Genomic DNA, 22,720 nt, shown 5'->3' on the forward strand with positions numbered 1-22,720 from the left:
GAAAAATCTGATTCTTGACCTGATAATGCAAAAAGCGACCGATTTCCGTATGGAATGGTCGCTTTGTCTACAGTCTGACAGCTGCATTTTTTGCAGCTGTTTTTTTATTACCCTCTGTTTAGAAGATCCAGTTCTCTCTGAATCATGTCTTTCAGATACTGATCGATGTTTTTTTCATTCTCTTCACTCAGCTGATCAAGATATACCGCAGGAAGAAATTTCAGATGAACATCCACATCAGGCGTTACCCGACCCGTGTCTTCAAATACCTTATAAGCATCATTCACAACCATGGGGATAATCGGTGCGCCGGTTTTCTGTGCAATCTTGAAGCTGCCTTTATGGAATTCCCCCATTTGAGTGGATTTGCTTCTCGTTCCCTCCGGATAGATCAGAACATCATACCCTTCCTGTTTAATGAGCCTAATCGCCTCCAGAATCGTTTTTAATCCTTCACGCGGGTTTTCCCGATCTAGGAAGAGAACATTCATCTCTCGGCCTAACTGACCGATTATGGGAATCCTCAGAATCTCTTTTTTACCGATAAGGATCAGTTTGCGGGAAAGTGCAGTAACGGTCACATAAATATCGATATATGACTGATGATTGCCCATGAAAACAACCGGAACATCAGGAATGTTTTCCATGCCTTCTATGATGAGATTCATTTTGGAGATTCGGACAAGATCTCCCGTATGCTTTTTGCCCAATTTCAGAATTTCATTATAATAGGTATCTTTATCCACTTTCTTCTTTATCGGTTTTTTCCACATGAGACTGAACCAGAGCCCAATCAGCGAAAATCCAAATCGTATCTTACTGATGATATCAAACAACATATTTGCTAACTCCTTTTTCGTCATTATCTCAATTATAAATCATTATCCCATCTTCTCCTATAATTTTAATACTTTCCTCATAAAAATCCTCATGGAAGCTATAATATAGTTGAGAAAGCAATTACTTCTTTGTTATCTTTTTGCAATGATGTTAAAATATAGTTATCGAAATCAGGAGGTCCATATGAAGAAAAGAAGTTATCTGCCTATGATTCTGTTTGTGACAATGCTCATCAGTCTTGTGGGGATTTATGTCCTTCTTGATTATGGTATTGTCGGTGTAGAGAAGTCTTCCGAAGTTACAAGAATTCAGTCAGTCAATAAACCGGTCAAGGTTCATTTCATCGATATCGGTCAGGGTGATTCGATTCTGATTGAAGTGCTGGATAAAAAGATTCTCATTGATGCCGGTGAAAAGGAGCATGCACAGACCATAATAGATTATCTCGGAACCTATGATGTGGAAAAGCTCGATCTTGTGTTTCTTACTCATCCCCATGAAGATCATATCGGCGGCATGGGTGAAGTTCTCTCAGCATTTGAAATCGGAGAATTCTATATGCCGGAAAAGGAACTTGTGACCAGATCCTACCAGAGGATGACTGATGCTCTGATCGAAAAGGGAAAGACAATAAAATATCTTAAAGGCGGAATGAAGTTCGAGTTCGGGGAAACCATAAAGCTGGATATCCTCTCTCCGAATAAAGAAAGCTACATGAATCCGAACAACTACTCCCCTATAATGAGACTGTCCATCGGTAACAATGCATTTGTCTTCACAGGAGATGCTGAAGAAATTGTGGAAACTGAGGTCATACGAACAGGAGCCGAACTTTCTGCGGACGTTCTGAAAGCACCGCACCACGGTTCCAAAACTTCAAGTTCTGTTCCCTTCCTGGAAAAGGTCAGTCCTACGTATATCGTAGTCACCTCTGAACTGGGCAATGATCATAATCTGCCTTCTCCTGAAATTCTGGAGAGATATGGTGTTATCGGCGCCAGAACACTTCTTACTGAAGAGATGGGCAGCATCGTCTTCGGCGCAGACGGCAAAGAAGTGATTCCCTTAACCAATTGACAGAAATGCGCTGAATAGTATAATTAAGAATGACAATGAAGTTTTGGCAGAAGCTGAAACTTCATTAATCTGTAAGGAGGCCAATATGAGTAAAATTAGAACTAGGTTCGCCCCCAGCCCAACAGGCTATATGCATGTAGGTAATCTTAGAACTGCACTGTATGCATACCTCATCGCTAAACATGAGGGTGGAGATTTTATATTAAGAATTGAAGACACAGATCAGGAAAGATATGTTGAAGGAGCAGTAGATGTCATATTCAGCACATTAAGAGAAACGGGTCTGATTCATGATGAGGGACCAGATGTCGGTGGAGATTTCGGACCTTATGTGCAGAGCGAAAGAAGAGACATCTATAAGCAGTATGCATTGGAACTGGTTGAAAAGAAAGAAGCCTACTACTGCTTCTGCACCAAGGAAAGACTGGATATGCTAAGAGAAAATGCGGAGATCCAGAAGAAACCGTTCAAATATGACAAGCACTGCTGTGCACTCACCCATGAGGAAGTTGAAGAAAACCTTGCAAAAGGACTTCCCTACGTCATCAGGCAGAACAATCCTACTGAAGGCGTCACGAAATTTGAAGATGTCATCTATGGAACCATCGCTGTGGACAATGAGGAACTTGAAGATATGGTTCTTCTGAAAAGTGATGGACTTCCTACTTATAACTTCGCAAATGTCGTAGATGACCATCTCATGGAAATTACCCATGTGGTACGAGGAAGCGAATATCTCTCTTCCTCACCAAAATACAACAGACTTTACGAGGCGTTCGGCTGGAATGTTCCCGTATACGTTCACTGCCCTCCGATCATGAAAGATGCTCAGCACAAGCTGTCAAAAAGAACAGGCGATGCATCATTTGAAGATCTCCTTGCAAAGGGTTATCTCAAAGAAGCAGTGCTGAACTACATCACTCTTCTTGGATGGAATCCTGGAACAACTCAGGAAATCTTTACCCTTGAAGAACTGATTGAAGTATTCAACTATAAGAACATCAACAAGAGTCCGGCAATCTTCGATACAGAGAAACTGAGATGGATGAACGGGGAATACCTGAAGAAACTTTCTCTGGAAAAATTCCATGAACTGGCTCTACCTTATATCCTTGAGGACATCAGAGACAAGTCTCTGGACACCATGAAGATCGCAGAAATTCTACAAACAAGAGTTGAAGTGCTTAGTGAAATCACCGGACAGGTTGACTTTTTCTATGAACTGCCCGAGTATGATCTTGCTATGTATACCCATAAAAAGATGAAAACCAACAGTGAGGTTGCGCTTTCCTCACTTGAAACCATTCTGCCGGTACTGGAGTCCATTTCCGCAGAAAACTGGACTATCGATAATCTTCATGAAATCGTACTGGAAAAAGTGAAAGAGCTTGGACTGAAAAACGGACAGATGCTCTGGCCGATCAGAACTGCCCTGACTGGTAAGCAGTTTACCCCTGGTGGGGCATTTGAAGCCGCTGACGTTCTTGGAAAAGATGAATCTTTATCCAGAATCAGAACAGGTATAACCCTTCTGAAAGAAAGTCTTGGCGCTTAACATTTTCAAGAACCAGATCATTGCGATCCGGTTCTTTTTTTTGTCTGAATACTGGATCCTATTTTACGATGAAAAAATCCCGTAACTTTTCCAATGTCTTTTCACCGATCCGATTAACATTGATGAGATCATCGACAGATTCAAATCTCCCCTTTTCTTCCCGATAGGCCAGGATATTGTCAGCAGTTGAAGGTCCTATTCCAGTCACACTCATAAGCTCTTCTCTCGTTGCCCTATTAAGATCAATCTTACCATCTGATTCGCTTCCTCCTACAATAACGGATGTTTCAGCGGATACATCAGCCTCCTCCTCTTGTGAGGGAATATAAAAGGAATCTCCGTCTGTGATTTTCATAGCCAGATTAACACTTCTCAGATTAGCTTGCGCAGAGGCTCCCCCAGATATAATCAGAAGATCGTTCAGTCTAGATCCGGGATCCATGGTGTATACACCTGGTTTTTCCACTTCACCCTTGATTTCCACGATTATGTTCTCTTCAGTTTCCTCAGTTTCGGTTATGACGATTTCACTTTCTTCAGGTACATATATCCCCTCCTTATTTTCACTGCTGCAGGCCATGAGTATGGAGGTCAGACTCAAAACGATCAGGCAGCCTGCAGCTTTAATCCTTTTATCGGGGTTGTTCGTATTTGGCATATCAAACTCCTTCATCTTGTATCTTTAAAGAATACATATTTTCTTACTAGTTATTATGGTTTACTTTTCATTTTTTATAGTGCTATATGATGATATTTGTTATAATAATTTCAGCGAGGTGTGAATAGATTGAGACATAATTTTAAAAATGCATTGAAAACGATTATACTGGCTTTAACGCTCAGTACATCAATCACCCAAATGGCAGCAGGTTCGACAATTGGTACCGAGGTTTCCCCTCCTGCCACATCTTCAGAATCCATCGTCGTTATGGACGCGGAGACTGGAGTTATTCTTTATGATAAAAATGGCGATGAAGCACATATGCCGGCATCGACAACTAAGGTTATGACAGCCATACTTGCTCTGGAAATGCTGGAGCTAGACCAAATGGTCACTGTAGGAGCAAAGCCGCCATATGCAGAAGGTGCTTCCATGGGTTTTAAAGAAGGCGAAGAAGTCATGGTCATTGACCTGATCTATGCACTGATGCTGCATTCTGCAAATGATGCGGCAGAAATCCTGGCTGAGGCGGTCTCCGGTAGTACCGAAGAATTTGCCAAGCTCATGACAGAAAGAGCGCATAAGATCGGAGCGGTCAATACTATTTTCAAGAACCCATCAGGATTGCATGTTGAAGAAAATAATAATTATACGACAGCTAAAGATCTGGCACTTATAACTGCCGAAGCGGGGAAAAACGAAAAACTTCTGGAAATATCTAAAACCAGAAGTCATATGCTTCCTCTCACAAACCTGGTCACGGATATGAACAGATGGGCTACAAATAAAAACAGCCTGATGAGGCAGTCCAGCGAGTATTACTACGAGCCTGTGATTCTGGGGAAAACCGGGTGGACTCCAGCTGCGGGATATGCCCACACCGCAATGGCTGAACAGAATGGGAGGAAAATTGTCGTATCCATCCTTAAAGGTGTCAATCAGAGTACCTACTGGACGGAAACCCGAGAACTGATGGAATGGGCGTTTGGAAATACATCTGTTCATGTGCTTTATAAAAAAGGACAGGAGATGAAAAAAATTCTTCTTCCTAATGGTGATGAACAGACGTTGGTGGCTAAAGATGATTTCAGCTATATTTCAGCGGATCCTGCAGATAAACCCCAACCGATACTCGAATTTGCGGATAAAGAGATTACTGAAGGATATCGCTCTGGTGATACCATCGATACCGTCAAAGTTCTGCTTGGGGATAAACAGATCGGAACCATAGAGCTGGTCTGCGAAAATGATATTGTCTATTCTGAAGCGGAACAGGAAGAAAATTCTTTCCTAGACGAGACGGAGAATAAAGGTATTCTTAAAAAAGTGTTCTCCCTGCTCTTTGGCATAGCAGCCATCTTCGGGATTCTGCTGTTGGGATTCAGAACACTGCATAGGTCAAAGAGAAATAAAAGACGTAAAATGTCAAGCAAACGCCTGGAGTATCTCAAGCGTATAGAAAATACAAGAAACTGAAATGAAGGGGTCCGTATCAGTAATGATAAGGACCCCTTCATTTGCTTCACTGAGATAATCATTTCTTTGAGATATTCATGCAGCTGAACGACGCTCTGCTTAGCGGATATTCATCGGCTAGACATTTTCTGAACTCTTCCGGGACAGCTTCAAGCCCTATAACATCATTGATCACGAGACGGAATTCTTCGGGATCTCTGTTGACTGCTACAAGATAACAGTCATTTTCGTAAAGACGAAGGTAGCCAAAGACGTTTTCCTGATAAAAAGGAATAAAATCACCCTTGGAAAATGCATTACTTGTTTTTCTGAGTCTGATCATTTCGCTGTATGCACCCGTTATCTGAGTCTTTTCTTTGCCCCATGGGTACGGACCTCGATTATAAGGATCAGTCTCTCCTTTCATCCCTGCTTCGTCTCCATAGTAAATACAGGGTACCCCTGGAAATGTAAAGAGCATACCAATGGCTATATAAAGCTTATCAAAATCCGGAATCTCTGTAAATATTCGTCGTGTGTCATGTGTACCAAGGTTGTTTAAAGCGCTGTAAAACGCTTCTCTTGGATAGTTCTCTTTCAATGACATAAACCTCGTGTATAGGTCTCTCGCTCTGCTGGTGCCGTTAATAAATGAAATGACGCCATCTTTGAAAGGATAGTTCATGGTTGCATGGATTTCATCACCAAGAAGATATCTTCTTCTCTGACCGTAAGCGATCTTATTCGACGCGTCCTCCCAAACTTCCCCTATGAGCACAGGATTCTCTGAAACAGCTTCCATAGCTGTCCTGATTTCCCGAATGAAGTCATCAGGCATTTCATCAGCTACATCCAGTCGCCAGCCTCCGATTCCCATACGGGTCCATTTTTCTATGACTCCATCCTTACCCACGATAAAATTGCGGTAGGAAGGTTCATTTTCATTGACATTCGGGAGATCTTTGACACCCCACCAGCTCTCATAGTCATTGGGAAAATTGAAGAAGTTGAACCAGGGGTAATATTTGGAGTCCTTGCTTTCCGCTCCTCCCAGTTCGGGATAGGAACCGAAAGCATTGAAATATCTTGAGTCTGCACCCACATGATTGAATACACCATCCAGGACGATCTTAATTCCTCTCTTGTCTGCTTCACTGATCAGCATTCTAAAGATTTCCTCATTCCCGAACATTTCGTCGATGACCAGATAATCTCCAGTATCATATTTATGATTACTTCTTGATTTAAAAATCGGATTTAAATAGATTCCTCCTATACCCAGCTCATGGAGATAATCAAGTTTTCGGATAACACCAAGAAGATTTCCTCCGAAAAAGTCCCAGCGGAGAATATTATTCAGATTGTCTTTGATGTACATAGGAGAGTCATCCCATGTGGCATAAAGGAATGAATTTTTTTTGGGATTATTGATCTTCTGATCCTCATTACCGTTATAAAACCGGTCCACAAAAATCTGATAGAAAATGGCATCTTTGTACCATGAAGGTGAAGGTTCAACATAATTATGCATTGTAATCTGATAGGGTATAATATCCCAACGATTTTCTTTTATCACCTGTTCACCGCCGATACCATGACCAGGAGAACCGACATAAATCGTACGTCGATAGTCATAATCTGTATAACTGATAATGAAGAAGTAGAAACACAGCCCAGATTCATGAGCACAGTAATTAGAATGATACACTCCGCTACCGGTCGAAGTCATTTTCAGGTGCTGTTCACCATGCCCTTCCCGCTCAATCACTAGTGTGATCTCAGGATCTTTTGCATCCTCGACACGGATGAAAAAGTCGATTTCTTGACCGGTACATATTGCTCCGAATGGTTTTTTGTGTTGTTCGCTGAAAGAATTGTATTCTATATTGATGTCTCTATAATTCATTTTAATTGAGCTTAATGAGTAATTAAGCTGTTCACATCCTTATGGTTATATTAATATAAGTCCTGGATGATCCAGGACTTATATTTTTTTATCAGCATAACTGCAGTATTATCTCTCGATGATTCTTGTATCCCATATTCCTGATGCATACTGCATGACGGTGACATCGGATGAGAATACACCTGAAGATGAAATATTTTCGATGGACATTTTGTTCCAGGTGAATCTGTCTGCATAAAGCTCTTCAATTTTCTTCTGAGCTCCAACATAGGAATCAAAGTCTTTCAGTACGAAGAATTCGTCGTTGTAATCGATCAGACTGTTGAAGATATCATGTCCTTCAACCGGAATCCCCTTTATTGTTCCATCACGTAGACTATCCAGTGCACGCTTGATTCGCGGATCGGATTCATAGAAATCTCTAGAGACATAGCCCCCGTTTCTGTAGTAGCTGAGAATCTCCTTTTCCGTCATACCGAAGATCACGATATTCGGATCACCGACTTCTTCCAGAATTTCCACATTGGCACCATCTAACGTTGCAAGAGTAACAGCTCCATTCATCATGAATTTCATATTGCTGGTTCCTGATGCTTCCTTAGTGGTCGTCGAAATCTGTTCGGATACTTCAGATGCCGGTATGATCTTTTCCGCAAGTGTTACACCGTAATTCTCCAGGAATACGATTTTGATTCTTCCTTTGACTCTGGGATCGTTATTGACCTGATGGGCCAGAGCATTGATGAACTTGATGATTTCCTTTGCAAAATAGTAACCTGGCGCCGCCTTAGCTGCAAAGATATAGGTTTTGGGCAGCATGTCAAAGTTTGGATTTTCCAGAATTTCATGATACTGATGCAGGATATGAAGTGCATTCAGCAGCTGTCGCTTGTATGCATGCAGTCTCTTGACGTGTACATCGAAAATGGAATTAGGATCTACGATGATACCGTTCTTTTCCCTGATGTATTCCGCCAGCTTCTCTTTATTGAATTTCTTGATTTCTTCTACTTTCTTCTGCGCTTCAGGATCTCTTTTATATTTCTTGAACAGTTTGAGATCCTGAGGGTTTCTTCTCCACGATGTTCCGATGGTTTCATCCAGAAGCCCGGACAGTTTCGGATTTGCCAGCATCAGCCATCTTCTATGGGTTATGCCGTTGGTCTTGTTGTTGAATTTATAAGGATACAGCATATAGAAGTCGTTAAGTTCCTGACTTTTCAGAAGCTCTGTATGAAGCTTTGCAACTCCGTTTATGCTGTGTGTACCATGAATGCAAAGATGAGCCATTCTGACATTTCCGCCTGAAATGATAGCCATTTTTTCAATCTGTTCCCAGTTGTCGCCGAATTTTGTGGTCAGAATTTCCCGGAATCTTCTATCTATCTCTTCAATAATGAGATAGATTCTTGGAAGAAGTTCCTTGAAAAGATTGATCTGCCATTTTTCGAGCGCTTCACTCATAATGGTGTGATTTGTATAGCTCATGGTGTTCGAAGTGATGTGCCAGGCCTCTTCCCATTCCATGCCTTCTTCATCCATGAGAATTCTCATAAGCTCCGGTATCGCAACCGCAGGATGAGTATCATTGATATGCACGGCGACAAAGTTATGGAACTCGCTTAAAGGTCTTCCAGACTCTTTATGCTGAGTCACAATACTCTGGAGTCCGGCCGAAACGAAGAAATATTCCTGTTTGAGTCTTAGAACTCGACCTTCCTGATTGGAATCATCTGGATAGAGCACCTCTGATATGCTTTCAATTTCTCTCTTGTTCAGCAGAACTTTATTGAAATTAAGCTCTCCCGGGATATCCCCGTTGTATTGTGGCACTTCAGCATTCCAAAGCCTGAGTGTGTTGACTGTCTTGTTTTCATAACCGACAAGAGCTGTATCATAAGGAACAGCAAGAATTTCCTGGTAGCCTGTATGGATTGGTGTGAGTTTGCCGTCTTCCTCAGGTTTCATCCAGGCATCCCCGTAAAATCTCACCTTTACAGCTTTATCGCTTTTTCTGATTTCCCAGACATTGTCATCTCTCAGCCAGTTTTCAGGAAGCTCAATCTGATATCCATCCACGATTTTCTGCTGAAAAAGACCGTATTTGTAACGTATACCATTGCCGTTTCCAGGAATTCCTGATGATGCCATGGAGTCCATGAAACAGGCTGCCAGCCTTCCAAGTCCACCATTACCTAACCCGGGGTCAACTTCAACATCTTCAATCTGTTTCAGATTGAGACCCATTTCCGATAAGGCATCATTTACTGTATCTCTTATACCCAGGTTCAACAGATTGCTTGCGAGAAGTCTACCCAGCAGAAATTCAATGGAGAAGTAGTAAACCTGCTTTTCTCCATATTTCTTGTATCGGTTGGTCGTTTTTGACCATCCTTCAGAGATATATTCTTTCACGAGATATCCGAGGGTGAAATACTGTGTATAGGTTGAGGACTGATCCACTTCCTGTGCGTATAGTTTAAGCATTTTCTTCTCAAAGTCCTTTTTGAACTGTTCTTTTGTTATTATCATGTAGTTTGCTCCTTTATGATTAAAGAATATCCTTGTAAAGATCCTGATACACCTTAGCCGAAGATTTCCAGCTGTAATCGGTTCTCATGCCCTGAAGAATGATATCCCTGAATTTATTCTTGTCCCGATACGCTTCTAAAGCCCGATATACCGCCTGCATCATATCATAGCTGTCATAGTTTGAAAAGGTAAAGCCGATGCCTTCTCCTGTGAATTTATTGTAAGGAACCACCGTATCTTTCAGGCCGCCCGTTTCGCGGACGATGGGCACTGTACCATATCTTAAGGCCATGAGCTGTGAAAGACCGCAGGGTTCAAACTGTGAAGGCATGAGGAATAAATCTGATGCGGCATAGATTTTCTGAGCCAGTTCACCGTTGTAGGCAAGATTAGTGGAGACTTTGTTCGGATACTTATAGCTGAAGTACCTGAACATGTCCTCGTAACGTCTTTCACCTGTTCCCAGCACCACCAGCTGAAGATCCTGATTCAGCATTTCTTCAATTGCCTCTGCAATGAGATCGAATCCCTTTTGATCAGTCATTCTTGATATGATTCCGACCATGGGCACATCTTCACGTTCATCGAGCCCCAGTTCTTTCTGAAGCGCAAGCTTATTCTTGACCTTATCCTGAATCTTTTTCAGACCGAAAGGATATGGGATATGCTCATCAGTTCTTGGATTGAACAGTTTATAGTCGATCCCATTCAGGATTCCTTTTAGCTTATAATCGACTTTTTCCATCACGCCGTGAAGACCTTCACCGAAATATTCGGTCTTGATTTCTTCTGCATAAGTTGGACTGACTGTCGTCACAACATCTGCATAATTGATGCCACCCTTCAGGTAGTTCACGTTTCCGAAGTACTCAAAACAGAAATCCTGCAGAAGTTCATTTCCTAAGCCCAGCAGGTTACCGAGAACTTCAGGAGGATAAATCCCCTGAAATCTCAGGTTATGAATCGTGAGCATTGTCTTTACATTTTCGAATTTCTTTTCCCAGCGATATTTTGTCCGGATGAGGACCGGTATCACAGATGTGTGCCAGTCATTGCAGTGCAGAATATCCGGTACAAAATCGATTCTCGTCAGTATTTCCAGGATAGCCTGCGAAAAGAAGGAGAAACGCTCTCCGTCATCAAAATATCCGTAAGGTGTTTCACGGTGAAAGTAATACATATTGTCGATAAAGTAGTAATGCACACCTTCATGTATCAGATGTTTGACACCTAAATACTGCTCTCTCCATCCGATCTTGATTGTTGTATCAAAGACATGTTCCATTTTGTCGCTGTATTCTCTGCTGATGGTGCCATAATTGGGCATGATCACCCTGCAGTCTTCTCCGAGACTGATGAGTTCCTTGGGGAGTGCATATGCAACATCTGCAAGCCCTCCCGTTTTTAAAAAAGGATAACATTCTGAAGTGGCAAATAGTATTTTCATGGGTTCCTCCTTAGAGAACAGATCCCTTACTGACTACTACAGGATTTTTGGGGTTTCCTTTAAGTTCTGTATTGTCTGTCAGTATGACCTGTTTATCCGTGATCACATTTTCTAAATTGCAGTTCTCATGAACGCAGGTATTCTGCATGATGATGGAATCTCTGATTACAGCACCCTTCTCAACTTTAACTCTTCTAAATATGATCGAATTGATTACGGTACCTTCGATATGACATCCATTGGCAATGAGAGAATTGGTTACACTGCTGTCTTCAGAATAGTATGTCGGTGTTTCATCCATGACCTTTGTCTGGATTTTATTTTTACCGAAGAATACATCACTTATGTTGTCCTCATTGAGCATATCCATACTTGAGGCGTAATAGCTTTCCACAGAACTGACGTTTTTCAGTAAACCGGAGTATGCAAAAGCGCGAACTTTATACTTTGTAACTGCGTCATGCAGTACATCCGTCAGATATACATTTTCACCTGTGGTCACCGCATCGGTAATCATATCAACCAGAAGTTCTTTCTTGACGATATAGATTTCCATGGATATCTTCTTTTCTTCTGCTGCCATATCGGGTCTTCTGATATTCTTTCCGAAGCTGATCACACTGTTGTACTCATTGGTGTTCACAGTATTGCAACGTTCAAAACCTAAATCATGCTCATTTATGGACTTGCATACGACAGTTACGTCAGCCTTACTCTCCAGATGGCTTTCAAACACTTCTTTAAGGTCAATGTTGCAGACCATAGAAGTTCCTGTTATGACAGCATAATCTGCTGAAGCTTCTGTGAGATAGTCGATGTTCGCAAAATAAGTGGAAAGATCACCTCTTAGCTGGCTTTGAACGTCAGGTGTTGAATAAGGAGAAAGATAGAATATTCCCCCCTTCTTTCTATCCAGATTCCACTGTTTACCGCTGCCGATATGATCCATCAGCGAGCGATATTTATCGTTCAGAAAAATTCCGACCGTATCCACTCCTGAATTCACAAGATTTGACAGAGTGAAGTCGATCAGCCGGTATCTGCCGAGAAACGGTACAGAGGCCAATGGTCTGTTGTTTGTCAGCTGATTCATGTAGTAATCATTTTCGCTTAGGTTGATTACACCGAAAAGTTTGTTTCTAGCCATAACTATTTGCCCTCCTCATAGACTTCATATTCCCCTACTACGCTGATTTCACCATTTCCGTCGATGATGGAATTGTCCGGGATTACAGCATGGGAACCGATCATGGTTTTTCTGATGATACAGTTTTTTCCGATTTTAACGTCTTCCATGATTACAGAGTCATATATTTCTGTTCCTTCTCCTACTATGACTTTTGGAGAAAGGATCGATTTTCTGATTTTGCCGTGAACGATACAGCCTTCTACGACCAGTGAATCTTTCACGTCGGCAGTCTTTGAAAGATATTGAGGAGGCATTGACGGGTTCTTGGAATAAATCTTCCACGAACGGTCATTGATCTGAAGTGCGGATTCCTGATTAAGGAGATCCATATTTGCTTCCCATAATGATTCAAGGGTACCGACATCCTTCCAGTATCCCTGGAATGGGTAGGCATAAACTCTTTCGTTGGCTTCCAGAAAGGCAGGAATGACGTTCTGTCCGAAGTCGTCCATATTTTTCCCTTCATCGATGCTGTCGTTCATATATTTCTTCAACAGTTTCCAGTTGAAGATGTAGATACCCATGGAAGCCAGATTGGATTTCGGATTCTGAGGCTTTTCTTCAAATTCCTCGATTTTGAGCTCTTCATCGGTATTCATGATTCCGAATCTAGGTGCTTCTTCCCATGGAACCTCAAGTACTGCGATGGTCAGTGCGGCATCCTTTTCCTTATGGTAATCCAGCATGGTTTCATAATTCATTTTATAGATATGATCACCAGATAATACCAGGATATAGTCAGGGTCATAATCTTCGATATAGGAGAAGTTCTGATAGATGGCATGGGCGGTTCCTCTGAACCACTTTTCTTCGGTAGCGCTTGCGTAGGGCTGAAGGATGGTTACTCCTCCCTCGTTTCTGTCCATGTCCCATGGTGAACCTATCCCGATATGTGTATTGAGAATCAGCGGCTGGTACTGGGTGAGCACCCCTACTGTATTCATATTGGAATTGGCACAGTTGGAAAGAACAAAATCGATGATCCTGTACTTTCCCCCAAAAGGAACAGCCGGTTTGGCAAGGTTCTTTGTGAACTTACCTAAACGTGTTCCCTGACCTCCTGCGAGGATCATTGCTATGATTTCTGTTTTCATGATTTAGCCCCCTTGATTCTTTTAGGTTTTAGAATTAATACGGATAATGGTGGTACGATGACTTCTATTGCGTGTGATTTCCCGTTTACCTCCTCATTGGAAGTATTGTAGAATTTCTCGGAATAATCCCAGGCTCCACCATACGCACTCAGTTCTGTATTGAGCAGTTCTTCATATTGACCTTCAAAGGGAGCACCAACTTTAACGTTGTCTCTCTGAACTGGAGTGAAATTGCAGACAACGATGAGGAAGTCTCTTGGATTCTTTCCTTTTCTGATAAAGGTAAATAGACTTTCATCCTTATTGTCTGCGTCCAGAATATCGATGCCATCATATGAATCATCTATTTCGCTCAAAGCTTTATAATTGAGATAGATCTGATTAAGTTCTTTGATGAAATTCTGATGCTTCTGGTGGTTTTCGTATTTCAGCCCGACCCATTCCAGGCCTTCTCTGAATCTCCATTCCATCCACTGAGCAATTTCGTTGCCCATGAAATTCACCTTTTTGCCGGGATGGCACATCATATAGGCCATCAGTGTTCTTAGTCCCTGGAATTTCATCTGTTCGTCACCAGGCATCTTGTTCAGCAGTGAGCTTTTTCCGTGAACAACTTCGTCATGGGATAAGGGAAGGATGTAATTCTCATTGAAGACATACATAAAGGAGAATGTGATGAGATTATGATGATTTTTACGGTATAGAGGATCCAGTTCGAAGTACCTCAGAATATCGTTCATCCACCCCATATTCCATTTATGGGTAAATCCGAGTCCTCCACTTTCAATATCATGAGTGATCAGCGGGAAAGCGGTGCTTTCTTCTGCAATCATGAATGCGGATGGAAACTCCTCACGGATTACGGAGTTCAGTTTCTTAAGCAGTGCAACACCCTCAAGATTGGTATTGCCGCCATAGATATTTGGAGTCCATGGACCAGTATCATAATCAAGATAAAGCATGGAAGAGACTGCGTCTACGCGCAGACCGTCGGCATGGAACATATCCATCCAGAAAATGGCGTTTGAAATAAGGAAGCTCTGTACCTGAGGTTTGCCGTAATCAAAATGAGTGGTCCCCCATCTGTTGTTGGTCGCTTTATCCGGATCCTGATATTCATAAGTAGGTGTTCCGTCAAACTGGTACAGACCATGAGCATCTCTGCAGAAATGGGCTGGTACCCAGTCAAGGATGACACCGATATCCTGTTTATGGCATTCATTGATGAACTGCATCAGTTCCGTGGGTTCTCCAAAGCGTGAAGTCACGCTGTAATACCCTGTAATCTGATAGCCCCATGAATCATCAAGCGGATGTTCCATGACCGGGAGAAGTTCAACGTGTGTGTACCCCATTTCTTTTACATAAGGAATGAGCTCACTGATATATTCCTTAAAAGTGAAAAACCCGCCATCCCAGTGCTTTTTCCAGGAGCCGAGGTGTACCTCATAGATGTTCATTGGGCTGGCATTATGATTCTTACGCTTGTTTTTCGCTCTCCATGTGCCATCTGACCATTTAAACTGTGAAAGATCCTTGACTATCGAAGCTGTATTAGGTCTGTGTTCAGAATAAAAAGCAAAAGGATCGGCCTTCATGAACTCATATCCGTCATGTCTTCTGATTCGATATTTGTAGAGGACATCCTCCCCGATCCCTTCTATGAAAGCGGTCCAGATTCCTGTTGACCCTTGCGGGAACATTTCACCGTATCCCCACTCGTTGAAGTCTCCTGCAATGAATACACTCTGTGCATTGGGTGCCCACACGGTGAACTGTACCCCTTTTTTCCCTTCAAATTCTATGATATGTGCACCCATAAATTCATAACTTCTGATATGTTCACCTGTGTTGAACAGATAATGATTAAATTCGGTATTGAGAACTCGTTTAGGGTCTTCTTTAGTCTTAGCCATAACTTCCTCCTACTTCATTATTGCATTCTATCGATTAAGTCTTGAACTGATCTGTTCATAGTTGACTGTTTCATAACACCTCATCACTATGAAAATGAGCGTCTCTAATGTGCGAATATTTACTATTTTCTATCTATAATATACCATATTCCCGTGAAATCTAATAGCCCGAAGATAGTTAACAAGCCATGAACCATGAGCCTTGACAACCTTCCGGGCTATTCTGAATGCATATTTTCGTCTGCCTTCCTTCTTTTGCAGATGATGATTCTTCGGGATTATCAGTCATTATCTGCTCAGCCATAAAAACAGGAAAACAAGAAGACCCAGTACCAGGAAAAGTGACGTAAGGATCGAAACGATTCTTTTTATCCTTTCCAATTTGAACTTTTTTTCATCCAGATTATGAGAATCACTTCCTGTAGTGCAGTTTTCTTCACTGTAGGATTTTTCCTTTCTCTTATAATCTTCCAGGATATAATCCAGCGGTCCTCCTGAATCCGGACCTTTCTTTCTGCTGTCTGCCATGTTTTATCTCCTTTACAATCAGTTCCTCATTTACTCTTGATTAATTGTAACATTGGACATCTGTATCTTCAATAAGGACAGAAATATCAAAAAATAAAAGATGACAGGAATATCCCGTCATCTTGGTATCATATCAACAGTTATTTTGGTCATATCAAATCCGATTTCAGTACCTGCCTTTACCATATCCTCCAGAAGATCCGCAAATAGTTCCATCTTCTGGCCGGTTACAGGGTGTGTAAATGAGATATAGGTCGCATGAAGCGCCTGCCTGTCTATATACTGCAGTTCTCCACCGTACAGTTCATCACCTATAATCGGATATCCGATATGGCTGAGGTGAACTCTGATCTGGTGTGTTCTACCTGTCAGAAGCTTGAGAAGAAGCAGTGAATATCCGTTTCTTCGTTCAATTACCTCAACCTCTGTGCGGCTTTCCTGTCCTCGAGCATCGATGATTCTCTGATAGGCACCTTCCCCGTCTCGATAGATGGGCAGATCAATCAGCCGGATCTCCTCTGGAAAATCACCTTTGACTATGGCAGTGTAATACTTGTCGTAGTGCTCGTCCTGCATATCCTGAGAAATACGCGAATGCACAAACTGATTCTTGGCAAGAATTGTCAGTCCTGAAGTATTCATATCCAGTCTGGAAATCAGTCTGATTATGGTGTCCTCGTTATTCGATCTGTAATGATGAACAACAGCATTTGCCAGCGTCCCGGTCTGATGTCTCCTCGTCGGATGTACCACCATATAAGGCGCTTTATTTACGATGAGAAGCGCATCATCTTCATGAACAACATGCAGAGGGAGATCTTCCGCTTCAATATTCTGAGTCTCTTTACTGATAAGTGAAATGGAGAGATGATCTCCTTCTCTCAGTATATAGTCGAGTTTTACCGATTTCTGATTGATCCGTATCCTCTTGTCCATTGCGGCACTGCGTATGAATCTGGAAGACAGATCCATTTCTTCCTTAAGGTATGTTTTAATTTTATTTCCAGTGTAAGATAGGGGAATGTCTTTCTCAATGACTTTCATTGCGTTTTTCATTTGCTGTCCTTTCCGAAATCAGATTCTCATAGTAAATCCGGGCTTCTAATGAGGTTGACATGACATATTCATTCTTCTTTCTCAGGTAGGATATGCTGCTGTTCAGAGATTCAAACACAGCCCGGTCAAGATCCGATTCTGCTATAGCCCGGATCTCATCGACACCATCAAAAGTTCTTCCGGCTTCAATAAAATCAGCGACAAAAATGATCTTTTCCAGCAGACCCATACTTGCTCTTCCTGTTGTATGATAGCGCACAGCATTGAGAATTTCCAGGTTACTGATACCACCCTCACTTTTTGCGAAAATCGCTCCTGCCTGAGCATGCAGCGTTTTCCAGGCCAGCAGCCCTTCTCCCGGGTCTTCTCCCTCTTCTCTGATATAGGAGACCAGCCATTCTTTGTTTCTGTCCTTGAGGATATCATGATAATATGCAGCAACCTCAGCATCAGCAATGCTTTCACCATAATGGACGGCTAAAGATTTTGCCGATTCTGCAACACCCATGATATGCTGGAAACGCTCCTGTTTCACATTATTCATCAGAAAATGTCTGATTTTATCTATGCTCCATACACTTTTATCTGTATAATCCATGTTCATCAATATAATCCCTCACTTTAGATGGAACCAGGTATCCGATTTCTCTTTTGTTTTTTATCCGTTCCCTGATATCACTGCTGGATACTTCAAGAATAAGTGTATCAAGTATGATCGGCTCATAGTGATGCTCTTCAAAAAATCTGACTGAATCACGCATCTTATCGGCACCTACCAGTTCACGCTGAATGACGACAAGTTTTGACAGTTTCATGATGATTTCAGGATTTCTCCAGGAAGAAAAATTCACGTAAGAATCTTCCCCGATGATAAAATAAATTTCATCATTGGGGTAAGTCTTCGTGAAGTATTCTAAGGTTTCATATGTGTAGCTTAATCCTTTTTTCATCAGCTCATACGTGGAAAGATGAAAATCATCATAATTCTCAATGGCCAGTTTAATCATATTAAGCACATCTTCCGGATTCCTGTCCATCGCCTCTTTATGTGGAGGGATGTAATTAGGGACAAAGATGATCCGATCAAGATTCAGGGTTTTCTTGGCTTCAAAAGCCATATACAAATGACCATTGTGAATGGGGTTGAAGGTCCCCCCTAGAATACCTGTCTTCATCTCTTTGGAAGTTCAATTTTTTTGTTGTTCTTGCTTTCTTTATAAAGAACGATCTTTGAACCAATTATCTGAACACCTTCACATCCAATGGCTCCAACAAGATGGTCATGTGCCTCTCTGGCAGTCAGACCGCTATTTTCAAGCACTGAAATTTTGACGATTTCTCTTTTTTCTAAAGCGACTTCCACCTGTTTGATGAAAGGTGCTTCTATACCGCCCTTGCCGATCTGAAATATTGGTTCGATCTTATTTGCAAGACTTCTTAGGTAAGCTCTCTGCTTTGTTGTTATCATATGATTATTCTCCTATGCATAATATTCGAATTCGAAATCATTGAGTCTGATGGAATCTCCATCTACTATGCCCATTTCTCTCAGACGGTCGAGGACGCCTTTGTTTCCAAGTACTTTATGGAAATATCTCAGGTGGCTCGGATTATTCAGGTTAACTGCATTAAGCAGCCTATCTACAAATGTTCCATAAACCACGTAAACGCCTTCTTCATCAATTTCGATGTCATAGGTAAAGTGTTTCTCCTCAGGAATAAAGAAGTCATCCTCATCGTAGATGGTATCAACGATCGGAATGGACTGCAGCTTATCCGCACAGACCTTCATGATCGCTTCGACACCTTCTCCAGTCGCTGCGGACATTGCGTATACTTCCTTGTATCCAAGTTCATTGACTTTCGCCTTGAATTCTTCAAGATAGGATTTATCGTAGAGCAGATCGACCTTGTTCATGACCACGATCTGAGGTCTGTCTGTGAGGTCCAGTTTATACTTCTTGAGCTCTTCATTGATGAGTTTGAAGTCTTCCACAGGATCTCTTCCTTCTATACCGGATACGTCGACAATATGAAGCAGAAGTCGTGTTCTTTCAATATGTCTCAGGAACTGTATACCAAGTCCTATGCCTTCTGATGCTCCCTCAATGATTCCGGGGATGTCCGCGATGACGAAGGGATTGATTCCAGTCAGTGCAACGACACCAAGATTTGGCTCCAATGTTGTGAAGTGATAGTTTGCAATTTTAGGTGTTGCCTTGGACACTTTTGAAAGAAGTGTTGATTTACCGACATTCGGGAATCCAAGAAGTCCTACATCAGCAAGAAGCTTAAGCTCGAGAGTGATGTCTCTTTCTTCTCCTGGCATGCCTGGCTCTGCAAAATCAGGAGCCTGCCTTGTCGGGGTCGCGAATTTAGCATTACCTTTACCGCCTTTACCGCCTCTAAGGACAACAAAACGGTCATCAGTCTTTGAGAGATCTGCAATGATTTTGCCCGATTCCTTATCTTTCACGATGGTACCTAGCGGTACAGGAATCTCAAGATCTTCAGCGGCTGCGCCATAACATTTTGTCTGTCCGCCGTTTTCTCCGTTCTTCGCTACAAACTTTCTCTTGTACTTGAAGTTCAGCAGAGTAGTCATGGAATTATCAACGACAAAAACGACATCTCCGCCATCACCACCGTCTCCACCATCGGGACCGCCGTGGGATACATACTTATCTCTTCTGAAGGATATGGCACCATCGCCACCGTCTCCACTTCTCATATATACATCTGCTATATCTATAAACATGTTCATTTTTCTCACCTGCCTTAATTTTAGGTTTTTTATTTGCCCATCCTTAAAAGGATAGACTGTTCTTTTGTCATTATACTATAAAATCCTTACAATATCATTTAAGGATGCACTACTTCAAAAAAGAGGACCTGCTGTTGAAGCAGGCCCATTCTTTGCTTACTATTCTGCTACTGCTTCCAGTTCAACTGGGTAAACACTCGCTTTTTTTCTTTCCTTACCAAGTCTTTCGAATCTTACAACTCCATCAACTTTGGCGAATAGAGTATCATCACTACCCTTACCTACGTTTGTACCAGGGTGGATCTTGGTTCCTCTTTGTCTGACAAGGATATTTCCAGCAAGAACAAACTGTCCGTCTGCTGACTTAACCCCAAGTCTCTTTGACTCAGAATCTCTACCGTTCTTTGTACTTCCCATACCCTTCTTGGATGAGAAGAACTGAAGGTTTAATATAAGCATGGTGTTACACCTCCTCTTCAATTAGCTTTATAAAATTACCGTGCTGCAATTCAATTGCTTTGATTCCTAATAATAATGTTTCCATTAATATCTGCGCATCCTTCTTTTCATCGGGTGCTGCGCTGTCGATACTGACTGATAAATATCCGCCATCCTGATTCATGTCAATTACGTTTCTGATTTTCATGACTTCGTCCAGTCCGTTATATGTCATCATACACTGAGCAGTGACTGCTGCGCATACAATATCCTTTCCGTACTCATCAAAATCTGCATGACCCTCATAGGTAAATGCAACGAGTTGACCAGATTTTCTTAAAAACCTTACTTCAATCATGACTAAGCTTCGATTTTCTCAATAAGAATCTTTGTGAAAGGCTGTCTGTGACCCTGCTTCTTTCTATAATCCTTCTTTGGCTTAAACTTGAAGACAATAACCTTCTTTGCCTTGCCGTGACCGATAACCTTAGCGGTTACCTTAGCTCCCTCAACTACAGGACTTCCTATAGTAAGTTCACCTTCTCCGTTAGACACTGCCAAAACATCTGTTAGTTCGATTATAGAGTCCAGTTCAGCTGAAATCTTCTCAACTTTGAGAATATCGCCTTCGGAAACTTTATACTGCTTACCACCTGTGTTTAAAACTGCATACATATGAAACACCTCCTCATATCAGTACTCGCCTTTGAGGCACAGCAAAAAATGCTGTTTAATTAAACCTCTTCTGAGCGGCCTACATAGTATTATAACAATGATATTTCTCTATGTAAAGAAATATTTATATTGTGACAAGGAATTTCTCTTTTTCCTGAATCTGATTTTTAAAAACCAGAGGTTCGATACTGAAGTCATCATGAATGCCTGAAAATTCAAGATAGATTCTTTTACCTTCCGCACCGATATCAGAAAGGAAGAGCTCAAGTTCTTCTCTAATTCTTGATTCATAGGGCTTCCCGACAACAATCAGGTAATCTCTGATCTCAATATTGTCCACTTTTTTCATCAGTTCATTTTTGATCAGCTTTTTGAGATACTGATAGTTCAGCCTCTTTCCTTTATCGTCACAGGAATCGCAGGGTTCTTCGATATAGTGATGGATCGGATGCCCCTTCTTTTTCCGGGTCAGCTGCATGAGATTCAGTTCTGTAAGCGGATAGGTTCTCGAGAAAAGCGGATCATCATGAAGTTCTTTATCCATGGCATTCTGAAGCTTCTTTCTGTTTTCTTCTGAAGCCATATCGATGAAATCGATGATGATGATTCCCGAAAGGTTTCTCAGCCTGATCTGACGTGCGATTTCGTTAACTGCGGAAAGATTCATGGACACAGCCATATCTTCCTTATTCATCTTTTCTGTAAACTTTGCGCTGTTGATGTCAATGACCACCATGGCATCAGTTACATCTATTATGAGGTTTCCGCCTTCTTTCAGATGAACTTTGCGATGTCTCAGCTTCAGCAGATCCTGCTCTATACCGTAGAAGTCAAAAAGACTTCTGCCGTTTCCATGGACCAGTGAAGGCAGAGAATACTCGGCTTTAAGTCTTGCTGCAGTTTCCTTAGAATCTGAGTAGATCATGTTGATCTCATTGAACCGGTCTCTTAGGATGCGGTCAAGTATAGATGACTCGCCGTAAAGTTTCTTGGGACCGATGCCCGTATCGGACTTTTTCAGAATGTCCTTAAACTCCGCATAGAGTTCATCGATTTCCTTTTCAATCTCTTCCTTAGCTGCGTCGAATGAAGCCTCTCTGAAGAGAATTCTGACACCCTCTCTGGGTGTCTGGCTGCCATGTTTCTCAAGAAAATCATCTTTGCTGATCTTTTTGGAATAGTTGAAGCCTTTTCCCTCAAACAGAACCACGTATCGGCCGCCAACCGATATTTTTTCTGTGACTTTAGTCCCTTTGCTTCCTTCTTCTTCTTTGATGACTTCCACAAGAATGCTCTGACCTTCTTTATAATCCTGAAATTTATTTCTGTCGGTTACAAAGAGAAATGCATTCTTCTTCAGTCCGATATCGATAAAAACCGAATTGAGGGATTTCACCTTTTTCTTGATGATTCCGAGAAAAATATCTCCTGAACGCACTTCCTGATCCGTATCTTCAAAGTAGCATTCGGATAGGATGCTATTTTTCTTCAGAACGATTCTTCTATACTGATCTTCTTCAATAAATAATTCAATCATGATGATGCCTGCCTTTCAATTGCGGTACGACCCGTGATGTCTGCTAGTTT

The 22,720-nt window shown here is 41.7% G+C and carries 21 protein-coding genes; 3 read left to right on the forward strand and 18 right to left on the reverse strand.

From position 1 onward, the window contains the following. Nucleotides 1–107: 107 nt before the first annotated feature. Nucleotides 108–839 carry a lysophospholipid acyltransferase family protein gene (locus RTX25_RS12010; protein WP_312654002.1) on the reverse strand — a complete coding sequence of 244 codons (732 nt, stop codon included), beginning with the start codon at nt 837–839 and terminating at the stop codon, nt 108–110. A gap of 184 nt (nt 840–1,023) precedes the next feature. On the opposite strand from RTX25_RS12010, the gene RTX25_RS12015 reads away from it, so the two are divergent. Both RTX25_RS12015 and gltX read left to right on the forward strand, forming a co-directional pair. Continuing rightward, nucleotides 1,024–1,917 (forward strand): MBL fold metallo-hydrolase, encoded by an 894-nt coding sequence (locus RTX25_RS12015; RefSeq protein ID WP_312654004.1) that lies wholly within the window; start codon nt 1,024–1,026, stop codon nt 1,915–1,917. A gap of 85 nt (nt 1,918–2,002) precedes the next feature. After that, on the forward strand, nt 2,003–3,472 hold the full coding sequence (gltX, locus tag RTX25_RS12020) for a glutamate--tRNA ligase (protein ID WP_312654006.1): 1,470 nt from the start codon (nt 2,003–2,005) through the stop codon (nt 3,470–3,472). Between the two features lie 58 nt (nt 3,473–3,530). On the opposite strand, the gene RTX25_RS12025 is transcribed toward gltX, so the two are convergent. After that, complete coding sequence (locus RTX25_RS12025) at nt 3,531–4,130, reverse strand: helix-hairpin-helix domain-containing protein (RefSeq protein WP_312654008.1); 600 nt, start codon at nt 4,128–4,130, stop codon at nt 3,531–3,533. Between the two features lie 129 nt (nt 4,131–4,259). Here RTX25_RS12025 and RTX25_RS12030 point away from each other — a divergent pair, with 129 nt between their 5' ends. Beyond that, nucleotides 4,260–5,609, forward strand: a complete 1,350-nt coding sequence (locus tag RTX25_RS12030; RefSeq protein WP_312654010.1) for a D-alanyl-D-alanine carboxypeptidase family protein — start codon at nt 4,260–4,262, stop codon at nt 5,607–5,609. A 58-nt stretch (nt 5,610–5,667) separates the two neighbouring features. Here the strand turns inward: RTX25_RS12030 and RTX25_RS12035 are convergent, their stop codons facing one another. The 16 genes from RTX25_RS12035 to RTX25_RS12110 form a co-directional block, all read right to left on the reverse strand. Beyond that, nucleotides 5,668–7,494 carry a glycoside hydrolase family 13 protein gene (locus RTX25_RS12035; protein WP_312654011.1) on the reverse strand — a complete coding sequence of 609 codons (1,827 nt, stop codon included), beginning with the start codon at nt 7,492–7,494 and terminating at the stop codon, nt 5,668–5,670. A gap of 108 nt (nt 7,495–7,602) precedes the next feature. Then, nucleotides 7,603–10,026 (reverse strand): glycogen/starch/alpha-glucan phosphorylase, encoded by a 2,424-nt coding sequence (locus RTX25_RS12040; protein WP_312654013.1) that lies wholly within the window; start codon nt 10,024–10,026, stop codon nt 7,603–7,605. A gap of 19 nt (nt 10,027–10,045) precedes the next feature. Then, complete coding sequence (gene glgA / locus RTX25_RS12045) at nt 10,046–11,473, reverse strand: glycogen synthase GlgA (protein WP_312654015.1); 1,428 nt, start codon at nt 11,471–11,473, stop codon at nt 10,046–10,048. Nucleotides 11,474–11,483: 10 nt separating this feature from the next. Then, a complete protein-coding gene (gene glgD, locus RTX25_RS12050) occupies nt 11,484–12,620 on the reverse strand; it encodes a glucose-1-phosphate adenylyltransferase subunit GlgD (RefSeq protein WP_312654017.1) in 1,137 nt (378 codons plus the stop codon). Between the two features lie 2 nt (nt 12,621–12,622). Further along, the gene (locus RTX25_RS12055; protein WP_312654077.1) at nt 12,623–13,759 is read right to left on the reverse strand and encodes a glucose-1-phosphate adenylyltransferase; all 1,137 of its coding nucleotides are present in this window, start codon (nt 13,757–13,759) and stop codon (nt 12,623–12,625) included. Further along, nucleotides 13,753–15,672, reverse strand: a complete 1,920-nt coding sequence (gene glgB, locus RTX25_RS12060; RefSeq protein WP_312654019.1) for a 1,4-alpha-glucan branching protein GlgB — start codon at nt 15,670–15,672, stop codon at nt 13,753–13,755. Before glgB ends, RTX25_RS12055 begins: the two co-directional genes overlap by 7 nt. A gap of 288 nt (nt 15,673–15,960) precedes the next feature. After that, the gene (locus tag RTX25_RS12065) at nt 15,961–16,200 is read right to left on the reverse strand and encodes a hypothetical protein (RefSeq protein WP_312654021.1); all 240 of its coding nucleotides are present in this window, start codon (nt 16,198–16,200) and stop codon (nt 15,961–15,963) included. Nucleotides 16,201–16,317: 117 nt separating this feature from the next. Next, nucleotides 16,318–17,256, reverse strand: a complete 939-nt coding sequence (locus RTX25_RS12070) for an RluA family pseudouridine synthase (RefSeq protein WP_312654023.1) — start codon at nt 17,254–17,256, stop codon at nt 16,318–16,320. Beyond that, nucleotides 17,231–17,860 (reverse strand): bis(5'-nucleosyl)-tetraphosphatase (symmetrical) YqeK, encoded by a 630-nt coding sequence (yqeK, locus tag RTX25_RS12075; RefSeq protein ID WP_312654079.1) that lies wholly within the window; start codon nt 17,858–17,860, stop codon nt 17,231–17,233. The genes RTX25_RS12070 and yqeK overlap by 26 nt, the downstream gene beginning before the upstream one ends. Beyond that, complete coding sequence (gene nadD / locus RTX25_RS12080) at nt 17,838–18,431, reverse strand: nicotinate-nucleotide adenylyltransferase (protein ID WP_312654025.1); 594 nt, start codon at nt 18,429–18,431, stop codon at nt 17,838–17,840. Before nadD ends, yqeK begins: the two co-directional genes overlap by 23 nt. After that, nucleotides 18,428–18,724 carry a ribosome assembly RNA-binding protein YhbY gene (gene yhbY, locus RTX25_RS12085; RefSeq protein WP_312654027.1) on the reverse strand — a complete coding sequence of 99 codons (297 nt, stop codon included), beginning with the start codon at nt 18,722–18,724 and terminating at the stop codon, nt 18,428–18,430. Before yhbY ends, nadD begins: the two co-directional genes overlap by 4 nt. Before the next feature lie 12 nt (nt 18,725–18,736). Beyond that, a complete protein-coding gene (gene obgE / locus RTX25_RS12090; protein WP_312654081.1) occupies nt 18,737–20,014 on the reverse strand; it encodes a GTPase ObgE in 1,278 nt (425 codons plus the stop codon). 165 nt (nt 20,015–20,179) lie between these two features. Next, a complete protein-coding gene (gene rpmA / locus RTX25_RS12095) occupies nt 20,180–20,479 on the reverse strand; it encodes a 50S ribosomal protein L27 (protein WP_312654029.1) in 300 nt (99 codons plus the stop codon). Nucleotides 20,480–20,483: 4 nt separating this feature from the next. Next, nucleotides 20,484–20,816, reverse strand: coding sequence for a ribosomal-processing cysteine protease Prp (locus RTX25_RS12100; RefSeq protein ID WP_312654031.1), 333 nt, complete (start codon nt 20,814–20,816; stop codon nt 20,484–20,486). 2 nt (nt 20,817–20,818) lie between these two features. After that, nucleotides 20,819–21,133, reverse strand: coding sequence for a 50S ribosomal protein L21 (gene rplU, locus RTX25_RS12105; RefSeq protein WP_312654032.1), 315 nt, complete (start codon nt 21,131–21,133; stop codon nt 20,819–20,821). A 124-nt stretch (nt 21,134–21,257) separates the two neighbouring features. Next, nucleotides 21,258–22,670: a ribonuclease E/G gene (locus RTX25_RS12110; protein WP_312654034.1), complete on the reverse strand. Its 1,413-nt coding sequence runs from the start codon at nt 22,668–22,670 to the stop codon at nt 21,258–21,260. Nucleotides 22,671–22,720 lie beyond the last annotated feature (50 nt).

The sequence above is a fragment of the Proteiniclasticum sp. genome (genome assembly GCF_032054185.1).
Taxonomy (GTDB): domain Bacteria; phylum Bacillota; class Clostridia; order Clostridiales; family Clostridiaceae; genus Proteiniclasticum.

Excerpts from the sequence above, each read along its gene's own strand:
- RTX25_RS12010 (WP_312654002.1), bottom strand. The coding sequence starts at position 839 with ATGTTGTTTGATATCATCAGTAAGATACGATTTGGATTTTCGCTGATT.
- RTX25_RS12015 (WP_312654004.1), top strand. The coding sequence starts at position 1,024 with ATGAAGAAAAGAAGTTATCTGCCTATGATTCTGTTTGTGACAATGCTC.
- gltX (WP_312654006.1), top strand. The coding sequence starts at position 2,003 with ATGAGTAAAATTAGAACTAGGTTCGCCCCCAGCCCAACAGGCTATATG.
- RTX25_RS12025 (WP_312654008.1), bottom strand. The coding sequence starts at position 4,130 with ATGCCAAATACGAACAACCCCGATAAAAGGATTAAAGCTGCAGGCTGC.
- RTX25_RS12035 (WP_312654011.1), bottom strand. The coding sequence starts at position 7,494 with ATGAATTATAGAGACATCAATATAGAATACAATTCTTTCAGCGAACAA.
- RTX25_RS12040 (WP_312654013.1), bottom strand. The coding sequence starts at position 10,026 with ATGATAATAACAAAAGAACAGTTCAAAAAGGACTTTGAGAAGAAAATG.
- glgA (WP_312654015.1), bottom strand. The coding sequence starts at position 11,473 with ATGAAAATACTATTTGCCACTTCAGAATGTTATCCTTTTTTAAAAACG.
- glgD (WP_312654017.1), bottom strand. The coding sequence starts at position 12,620 with ATGGCTAGAAACAAACTTTTCGGTGTAATCAACCTAAGCGAAAATGAT.
- glgB (WP_312654019.1), bottom strand. The coding sequence starts at position 15,672 with ATGGCTAAGACTAAAGAAGACCCTAAACGAGTTCTCAATACCGAATTT.
- RTX25_RS12065 (WP_312654021.1), bottom strand. The coding sequence starts at position 16,200 with ATGGCAGACAGCAGAAAGAAAGGTCCGGATTCAGGAGGACCGCTGGAT.
- RTX25_RS12070 (WP_312654023.1), bottom strand. The coding sequence starts at position 17,256 with ATGAAAAACGCAATGAAAGTCATTGAGAAAGACATTCCCCTATCTTAC.
- yqeK (WP_312654079.1), bottom strand. The coding sequence starts at position 17,860 with ATGAACATGGATTATACAGATAAAAGTGTATGGAGCATAGATAAAATC.
- nadD (WP_312654025.1), bottom strand. The coding sequence starts at position 18,431 with ATGAAGACAGGTATTCTAGGGGGGACCTTCAACCCCATTCACAATGGT.
- yhbY (WP_312654027.1), bottom strand. The coding sequence starts at position 18,724 with ATGATAACAACAAAGCAGAGAGCTTACCTAAGAAGTCTTGCAAATAAG.
- obgE (WP_312654081.1), bottom strand. The coding sequence starts at position 20,014 with ATGTTTATAGATATAGCAGATGTATATATGAGAAGTGGAGACGGTGGC.
- rpmA (WP_312654029.1), bottom strand. The coding sequence starts at position 20,479 with ATGCTTATATTAAACCTTCAGTTCTTCTCATCCAAGAAGGGTATGGGA.
- RTX25_RS12100 (WP_312654031.1), bottom strand. The coding sequence starts at position 20,816 with ATGATTGAAGTAAGGTTTTTAAGAAAATCTGGTCAACTCGTTGCATTT.
- rplU (WP_312654032.1), bottom strand. The coding sequence starts at position 21,133 with ATGTATGCAGTTTTAAACACAGGTGGTAAGCAGTATAAAGTTTCCGAA.
- RTX25_RS12110 (WP_312654034.1), bottom strand. The coding sequence starts at position 22,670 with ATGATTGAATTATTTATTGAAGAAGATCAGTATAGAAGAATCGTTCTG.